This window comes from Streptomyces milbemycinicus (assembly GCF_002154605.1).
Lineage (GTDB): Bacteria > Actinomycetota > Actinomycetes > Streptomycetales > Streptomycetaceae > Streptomyces > Streptomyces milbemycinicus.
In genome coordinates this window covers 25,970-34,258 of record NZ_MUNE01000259.1, presented here as the reverse complement: position 1 = coordinate 34,258, position 8,289 = coordinate 25,970, and the positions used below count along the sequence as shown (strand labels likewise).

Annotated in this window: 6 protein-coding genes; 2 read left to right on the top strand and 4 right to left on the bottom strand. The window is 65.3% G+C overall.

Annotated features, from left to right (window positions below; genetic code table 11):
* Positions 1-822: 822 nt before the first annotated feature.
* A complete protein-coding gene (locus CCN51_RS21300; protein ID WP_014178390.1) occupies positions 823-1,905 on the top strand; it encodes a hypothetical protein in 1,083 nt (360 codons plus the stop codon).
* Here CCN51_RS21300 and CCN51_RS21295 read toward each other — a convergent pair.
* Positions 1,835-2,677: a hypothetical protein gene (locus tag CCN51_RS21295; protein WP_014178389.1), complete on the bottom strand. Its 843-nt coding sequence runs from the start codon at positions 2,675-2,677 to the stop codon at positions 1,835-1,837. The two genes, CCN51_RS21300 and CCN51_RS21295, sit on opposite strands and share 71 nt — an antisense overlap.
* A gap of 201 nt (positions 2,678-2,878) precedes the next feature.
* On the opposite strand from CCN51_RS21295, the gene CCN51_RS21290 reads away from it, so the two are divergent.
* Positions 2,879-5,563 carry an NACHT domain-containing protein gene (locus CCN51_RS21290; protein WP_143675864.1) on the top strand — a complete coding sequence of 895 codons (2,685 nt, stop codon included), beginning with the start codon at positions 2,879-2,881 and terminating at the stop codon, positions 5,561-5,563.
* A 160-nt stretch (positions 5,564-5,723) separates the two neighbouring features.
* Here the strand turns inward: CCN51_RS21290 and CCN51_RS21285 are convergent, their stop codons facing one another.
* From CCN51_RS21285 to CCN51_RS21275, 3 genes are read right to left on the bottom strand one after another with little or no spacing between them, the layout of a single operon-like run.
* Positions 5,724-7,259: a LacI family DNA-binding transcriptional regulator gene (locus CCN51_RS21285; protein WP_014178387.1), complete on the bottom strand. Its 1,536-nt coding sequence runs from the start codon at positions 7,257-7,259 to the stop codon at positions 5,724-5,726.
* A 48-nt stretch (positions 7,260-7,307) separates the two neighbouring features.
* Positions 7,308-7,688 (bottom strand): helix-turn-helix domain-containing protein, encoded by a 381-nt coding sequence (locus tag CCN51_RS21280; RefSeq protein ID WP_078610940.1) that lies wholly within the window; start codon positions 7,686-7,688, stop codon positions 7,308-7,310.
* A gap of 54 nt (positions 7,689-7,742) precedes the next feature.
* Complete coding sequence (locus tag CCN51_RS21275) at positions 7,743-8,024, bottom strand: helix-turn-helix domain-containing protein (RefSeq protein ID WP_014178386.1); 282 nt, start codon at positions 8,022-8,024, stop codon at positions 7,743-7,745.
* Positions 8,025-8,289: the final 265 nt, after the last annotated feature.

Genomic DNA, 8,289 nt, shown 5'->3' with positions numbered 1-8,289 from the left:
CGTGGGTTCAAATCCCGCCACCCCGACAGAGAAACACCAGGTCATGCCCGGTGCTGAGAGATCAGCACCGGGCATGATTTGCTTTGCGGCTCTGTTTTGGGAGCCATTTGGGAGCCAACCGGGTGTGATCTTCGGGATCCGGCTCCCGGTGGCCCCCCGGGGAGCGACCTTCTGCCACCTCTCAGCGCGGGTGTACGCATCGCGCCCCGAATGAGTCACTGCACGGCTTGTGCCGAACAGACCTGAGGCGGTACGACGATCGCCATGCACCCTTGGTCTCCGTTGAATGACCGGCAGCTCGCACTCCTCACGCGCATCGGGGGCGGGAGCGACCCCGTCACGTCGGACAGCCCCGAGCTCGCCGCTACGGCTCGCGCGCTCAGGGACCGGAGCTTGGTGACCATGCCCAGGAAGAAAGGGAGGTGGCAGGCGGAGATCACTGACGCGGGTCGCTTCTACCTGGAGCACGGTCATCATCCCGACCGTCCGGAGCTGGCTCCACGCAAGCCTCGCGCGGCGGCGTCTGGAGCCGAGACGCCGGTTGTCCCTGGCCCTCAACAGGATGCCGATCCTCCGACGGAGACGAAGCCCTCCCCGAAGCGAGCCGTGAAACCTCCGCGCCCGTCACCAGCGGCTGTCGGGCCGGCACTCATCGCGCAGGTGCAGAAAGCCGGACGATTCCTTCGGATCCCGGACCCCAGCGCAGAGGAACGGGCTCGGTATCGCAGGGCGTTCGACGCCGCGCGGCAATGCGCCCCTGAGGGGTACCACCTGAAGTACAGCGGGCGGGCGAAGGGAGACTTCTTCCTCGGTCTGCTTCGGGTGACCGGTGAGGACGACACCGAGTGGAATCGGATCCGCTTGGCGCGCAGCCGCGTGATCACCGACGTCGAGGACGTGCTCGCCGCCGTCACCAAGGACCACAGCGCCTTCGAGATCTCCGAGGAGGTCCTGCCGAGGGTGCTCGCGCTGATCCGGCTCCTCGCTGATCAGGCACTCGCGCGGTACGGCGAGATCGCGGTGTCCAAGAAGCGCAGGCAGCCGAGGCCGCTGCTCACTGTCCACGGCAGGACGTACGAGGTCGGCTTCCGTGAGCGGCAGAAGCAAGTCCGGTACGTCCCCAAGCAGCCGGGCCGACGCACGTACGACTGGCAGCGGGTCACGCCAGCCCAAAAGTTCGAGCCGTCCGGCGAACTGGAGCTGCTGGTCAGCGAGAACTCGGGTTACAGCTACAGCTACGGCTGGAAGAAGGAATGGGCCGACACGGCCAAGAAGCCGTTGGAGGAGCAGATCGCCTCAATCTTCCAGGCGTTGAAGACACGCGCGGGGGAGCAGGAACAGGCGCGGCTGGAACGGGAGGCGGAGCAGCGGCGTCTGCGAGAGGAGCGGGAGCGTCAGGAGGCCGAGCGCCGGCGACTGGAGGCGGAGCGGGAGCAGCGCGAGCGGCGGGAGTGGGAGGCCGCGGTAAGTGCGGCTTCGGTCAAGGCGGTTCACGCGGTACGGACTGAGCACTCCAGCACGGCGCTTGAACAGTGGCGGGCCGCGGGTGAGATCCGGGCGTTCTGTGCCGCGCTGGATGAAGTCGCCGCCGCATCGGAAGACGCCCTCGAAGTCGAGAGGCTGCGTGAGTGGTCGGCTTGGGGGATCACGGAGGCCGATCAGCTTGACCCCGCGACGAACGGCAAGGGCCTGGCCGCCCGCGACTTCAACGTGGAGCCGACGAAAAAGCAGCTGCGCCCGTTCCTCGACGGCTGGCACCCGGACCGGCCGGAGAAGGAGAAGCCTCCGGCACAGCCGGCGCCTCTCAAACCGGAGCCAGACCCGTGGCGCGGCATCATCGACGCACATCAGGATCAAGGGTGGCGATATGGACGCCAAGGTCGCGCTCAATGGTGGAGGCGATGACGCCGTGACCTCGATCGCGTAGGGCCTTGACCGCCTTCTCAACGAGCTCCCCGAGCCGGATGACCTCGGCGCGCAGGGCGACCAACTCGTCGTAGCGGTCGGCCTTGTCTTCGCCACACCACTCCCGGACGGTTCGCAAGACAGCCGCCTCCGCGTCCAGCTTCCGGTCGTCCCGTCGGCTGTAGGAGTACCAGGAGGACTGGGCGCGCCCCTGCTCGATGCCCTGCTGCTTGCGGTCCACCTCCGGAAGGATCTCGTCGGCGAGGCGGCCGGCCACGTGGCGGGCGACGCGCTCGGTGACTGGCCACCCGGCCAGGCACATGCCGTCGCGGTTCTCGTACACCATGGAGTCGCTGCGGAGGTCGGCTACGTCCATGCCGATGAGCGGTGCCGTCTCATCGAGGCGACTCAGCTCCAGGACCCCGGCGTCGGCCACCGTTCGGCGCAGGCGCAGCTTGTTCTTCGGACGGACGAAGCTGAGGATCATGCGGGCAGCCTCGAAATCCGTGCTGCCCCGGACGTGGCGAGAGGACTCCGCCAGCGCCAACTCTGCCGCGTCGTCCGCGCGGAACGTATCAACATCCGCCCACGGTGCTACGAGAGAGCCGGAACTGACCCACTCCTGCAGGCCAGCGGCATCGCCGTCCAGAAAACGCACGTGGATCCAGCCAGACCTGCCAGAGCCGCCCACTCGAACGACCTCCACCTGGCGAACCTCGCTACCCAGATCCTTCGGCCTCGCGCGGTAGGCCCAGTGCTCCCCAATCTCCATGTGCCTATTGAGTCAGGTCCGTCGCCCCCGTCGCCGGGCATTTTGCCCAACTGCCGGAGCACTCCTCAGAGGGAGGTTCGTGATCCTTTGGGAATTCGGTCCCCGACAGACAGGCGAGGCAACGCCAGTACCGCGAAGCGTGATCCGCAGGAAGGCGGTCGTGTGAGAATGCTGCCCTGCCCCGTGCCCCATGGAGACGACGTGACGATCGCGGACCTTGTCGCAGCACCGGACCACCAGCAGCCGCCCCTCAAGACACTGGCACACGTCGAGTTCCAGCTGCGGGTGCTTGGGCTGCTTTGCGCCGCGGCAGCCAACGGGCCGACCAAATTGAAGACTCCGGGATCGCTCGATGTCTGGGCGCGCTACATCACCCTGCAGCGTGGTTCTCTCCAGTGTGATGCGTGCCAGTCCGCCGCCCTCGATGTCGCCGACAGCATCACTACCTTGGTGGCCGATGGGACATCGATCCGCCGGATGCGCAACCAGGTGTTCCACGGGGGCCCGACTCCACAGAATGTCGATCTCGATGCTCTCCATGCGGTGGTCTCAGCTAACGCGGAGCGCATCGTCGGGATCCACGAGCACGGACACGTTGACCGGCTGGAGCCCTTCTTCCTCCCGATCAACGGCGAGCTGGGCGCACTGCACGACTACTCCGAGGCATGTGCGAACTACTGGCCGCGGCGAGGGCCCGCGACCGATGTCACCCGCACTGAAATCCTTGAGCAGCTTCAGAGGCTGGGCCTGCAAAGCAACGACCGTGTGCTGGAAAACTTCGCGATGGATATCGAGAAGGATCTCCGCGGTTTTGCCGAGCGGGATTCGATCCTGGCCTTGATCGACCCGCCCCAACCCATCATGGTTCGCTGGGATTTGCGCACGTCAGGTGGAACGGTTCCACGGGTTGACCGCTTCGTGGTCACAGCCGATCAGGCGCGCATCTGGCAGTCCGAGTCAGGCCCCAAGTCGTACCAGGCGTTCCTTGCAGAGATCTGCAATTGGAAGCTACTCAAAGAGCGCCTCCTAGAGCAGCTCGATGAGCAGGTTGCACTTGAAGGGTCGATCAAGGAGGAGCTGTTTCCGGAGCTCAAGCAGAAGGTCCCTCATGTACCGGCTCAGGTCCGTCTCGCAGGGGAGGGCGGCGAGGCCACCATCACCCAAGCTTGCCAGCGGATCACCGAGCAGACTGGTCTTTACAGCTCGCACACGAACCTCATCACGCTGACCGGCGAAGCCGGATCGGGTAAGACCCACAGTCTTCTGCAATTCGCCCGGGAATCACTCACCCAGGAGGGAGAGATCAATCCTCTGGCGATCTACATCTCGTCCAGCGGAGCCAGCGCTAACAGCTTGGACACCCTTCTCGATGCCCGCATGGCACGGACCCGGATCTTGGACAAGAGCTCTGTGCTCGCACTATGCCGCGCGGGTCTTGCGGTCCTGGTAATCGATGGCTTCGACGAACTCCTCGGATTCCGCACCTACGACAACCCACTCACCGGCCTGAAACCCATCCTGGACGCACTGCGAGGCAGAGGCACGGTCATCCTGTCAGCACGGTCGAGCTACTCCGAGGCCAGGCTTCGGCAAAACCTTGAGCGGCGCAACGCGCTGGAATGGCCACCAGACGTTCAGACTCTCGAGCTGCTGCCTTGGAAGCGCGAGCAGCTGAAAGCGCTTGTTGGTCAACTGTCCATCGATGATGTGCAGCGGGAAATCCCTGCGGAGGTCCAAAAGCTGCTAACGACACCGTTCTTTTGCCTGGCCTTCGCCGCCTGGACGAGGTCTGACGAAAAATCCGAATTCCTCCATTTTGTCGTTGATGCCTACCTGCAACGCGAACGCCGCAAGCTGACAGGGCAAGGGGGCAGCCTCTTCGGTTCGGACGTGCTGGCCGACATCTTCTCCGAAGTGGCAGAACTGATCGCACGGAACGCTCTTCCCGAAGTCTCCGAAGAGGACTTGGAACTCGCCGCGTCCCAGGCTCTTGAACGTGATCTCACCAAAGAGGAGAAACGCCGACTAATCGCACTGTGTGGGATGAGCGCTGAATGGGCTGAGGAAGAGCTCTCGTTCAGGTTCACTCACCTTGCGATCGCTGAGCAGTTCCTCGCCCGTCAGGTCGTACGACTGCCACTCGATCAGGCGGCCGCTCTGCTGTTCACCGTTCCCGTATCGGCACTCTGCGCGCAGCTGATCGTCTCCCTCTACCAGGCGGAGCATGGCCAAGCCCCCACTGCGCTCATCGCGGCACTCCAGCAGAAGGTGAACGAGGTGGATACCTATGTCTCGGATCTGCCCGGTGCCATCAGCCTCGGCGAGCTGTGGGCCCACGTCCACGCAACTGCGACAACTCCGCGCGCAGCGAGACGGATCACGGTGGAGGACCTACAACTCGGCGGATCGGGGAAAGTCTCTCTCCACGAGGCACACATCCAGAACCTGGTCGTAGGTCCCGGTGTCGAGCTTGCGCTGACGGCCAGTCGAATCGATCGGCTGGACCTGTCCAAGACGACAGGTGCCGCGTTGGTAGGGGATTCGTACCAGCAGGTACTCGAGATGCTGGTACACGGAGAGTTGGCCACCGGACAATCGAGGATCAAGCACGCGCTCGGGCTGCCCACTGACACTACGGAGGATGTCGACGAGATCGACAACTTCTACCTCACAAACATCGCCCTTGCCCGAGGGGCGATCGTTATCAACGCGCGAGACCATGCACCAGCTGGAGACAAGCGGTTGGACTGGGTTCGCGAGTATCCGTCCACGGCCTGGCAGAATTTTCTACGCAGGATGCAGGACGAAGGCAGGATCATCCTTGAGAGGGTGAATGCGAGCGGGCCCCCCAAGGTGCGGCTACGTCTCATGGAAAAAAACGACTAGGCGAACCGCACTCGGGGCGGAAAACCTCCGACGGTTGAAGTCAGGAAGAGACGAACTCATAGAATCCCGAACCACCCTCTCACGAGGTTGACGGCCTCCTGGCGACGCATCGCGAGACATAGCTGTGCCCTGGCTTGACCTGCGAGGGGCACAGCAGCATTCACCATTGGTGTTCCACAGGAATTCTGGACTCCCTTCGTGCACGCAGGAGATCGTCGAGTACTCGTATTGGTGAAGTGAGGCTCATCGCCAGGCGGGCATCGAGTGCCGTTTCCCATTGCTCGGTCAGTCTAAGCATGAGGCGCTTGCGCATGCTGGCGGTGACGTGGGCGTAGCGCGCCGAGACGGAGCCGTCGATGTGGCCCATGCGTTCGTCCATGAGGACCTTCTCGGTGCCGAGGTCCTCCATCACGGTCCGGTGGGTGTGACGGAGACCGTGCGGTGTAAGGCCCTTGGCAATCGGGAGCCAGCAGGCGTCGGCCCGGTCGCTGGCTCCGCGACCTCGGGCGCGGACGCCGGGCCAGGGCTCGCCGAGCAGGGGGACGGGGCGGGCTTCCTGTGGCGCCTTCTTCGGGTACCAGCCGGAGACCGCCGGGGTGAACAGCCACGTCGCGAAGCCATTTCGGCGCCAGTGGGCTGCTTGCTGCGACACCGCGCCGCCCCGCACGAACCCCAGGTCCGCGATGGCCTGCTCCACCCTCATCCGCTTGGCTTCGGTGACGCGGTCGCGGTGGTTGAGGACGTTGGACACCGTGCCGGTGGAGACTTCGGCACGGCGTGCGACGTCGATGAGCTTCGCGCCCTGGTGGCCGCCGGTGCGGGCCGCGCCCTGGCCACGGAAGACGTAGGTCTTGCCGTGACACGGGCAAGGTTTCGGCTTCTTGCGGGCGACGTGGTTGGCGACCAGGGCGGACAGCCAGTCCATCGCGTCGATGGTGCGGTAGCTGTCGTCCTTGGGTGGGCAGCGCACCAGCTCGCCGGTGTCGAGTTCGTACAGCTGCCATTCAACGCGGACAGCCCCGGGGCGGGCGAACTCCGTCTCCAAGCCGACGATTTCGCCCCAGCGCATGCCGGTGTATCCCTTGAGGACGACGGCGACGAACTCGTCGTCACGACCGGAGAGCAGGGCAGCGCGCTCCGCGGTCAGCAGGATGCCGAGCGGGTCGGTAACCACCTTCTCCGGGCCACGGTCACGGGAGCGGCCAGCGCGCTTGCCACGCCCGCGCCGCCTGGCTGCCGGGTTCGAGGTGATCAGGCCCTCGTCGATCGCGTCCTCGAAGATCAGGTGGAGCGTCGAGCGCCAGGTCTTGACGCTGGAGGCCGCGTAGACGGCCTTCTCCTTCTTCTCCCACAGGTCGATGTCCGTGCGCAGGATGCCGGCGAGCGCCTTGTCCTCGAAGTCGGGGAGCAGGTGCTCCTCGATGTGGCGCTTGTAGTTCTGCATGGTCGATGCGGCCAGGTCCTGGGCCTCGTACCAGCGGTTCGCGTACTCGCCGAAGGTCTCCTGGCCGAGTGCCGGGTCGCGCCAGCCGCCGCGCCGGTACTTGTTCTCGGCCTCGCTCGCGGCGCGCTGGGCCTCGCCCTTGGTGGCGAACCGGATCGCTTTCCCGTTGTCGCAGGCGACCGTGAGGTGCTTGCCGGGCGCGGTCTTGTATCGGCCGCGCCAGTAGTTTCCGCGCTTCTCCGCGAAACCCAACTTCCGTCTTCCTCCCCTGCTCTTGGCTTCTGACTGGGCGCGGGCGCGCTAGGCGACGGTCTCGTACTGGGTACGGCGGGGCGGTCGAGCCCGCAGACGCCCTGGCGTCGAGGCCGTAGTCGGCCCAGGAGACCGGGCGGCACGAGTTCGTGCAGCGGGAGGACTTGTCACTGCCCGACTCGGCGATGTGCCGGTGCCGGATCGCTTCGGGCGCTCTTCGTGGAGGCGGACAATCTCCGCGAGGTGCGCGGCAGTGAAGCGGTAGGCGCGGCCGACGCGGGTGTGCGGGATGAGTCCGCGTCGGGCCCGGTCCTTGACCCACCAGGCGGAACAGCCGAGGGCTTCGGCGATTTCTTCGGGGCGGTAGAGACGGGGCAAGGGGACTTCGCCCTCGGTGCCGGGAAGGCCTCGCGCGAGGGCAGAGGGTATGTCGGAGTGGCGCAAGAAGGGCGGGTCCTTACTGGGTAGGGGCGTGCTCCTCTGTCAGCGGCGCTGGGTGGGCCTCGTCCACGTGGCGGTCGACCTCTGCAACAGCACGAGAGGCGAGACGAGGAGGGCTTCGGCGATCGCGACGAGGTCGTCGGCATCACATCGACGTTGGGCGCGTTCGGTGCGGGACAGCATGGTGTTGGACATCGGGTGGCCGAGGGCGGTCACACGGTCGGCCAACTGGCGTTGTGACAGGCCGCGTTCGGTTCGGAGGATTTCGATGGTGCGGACCGTCTGTATTCCATCGGGACCGACCTCCAGTGAGCGTGGGGGCATGGCTCCAATTGAAAGGTGCATTCGCCGGTTTGGGTAACCGGCGATCGTGGTCTATGTTGCGCTCGCGTGGTTCGCCGAGATGCGGTTCCCACGGGTCGAGAAAGGGCGCGGAGTCGTGCGTCGATCATGACTCTGACGTGGGGTGTTGTGTTGTAGCTTCCCCGTCTGCGGCTCGTCAACGGCTTGCCGATGTAATGCTTCTGGCTCTGCGGCCCGGGCAACTATTTGGTCAACGGCCGGTCGTGCCTTACGGTTTTGCTCCCGC

Coding starts and splice junctions, on each gene's coding strand:
- CCN51_RS21275 (WP_014178386.1), bottom strand. CDS start 8,024: ATGCCCCCACGCTCACTGGAGGTCGGTCCCGATGGAATACAGACGGTC.
- CCN51_RS21295 (WP_014178389.1), bottom strand. CDS start 2,677: ATGGAGATTGGGGAGCACTGGGCCTACCGCGCGAGGCCGAAGGATCTG.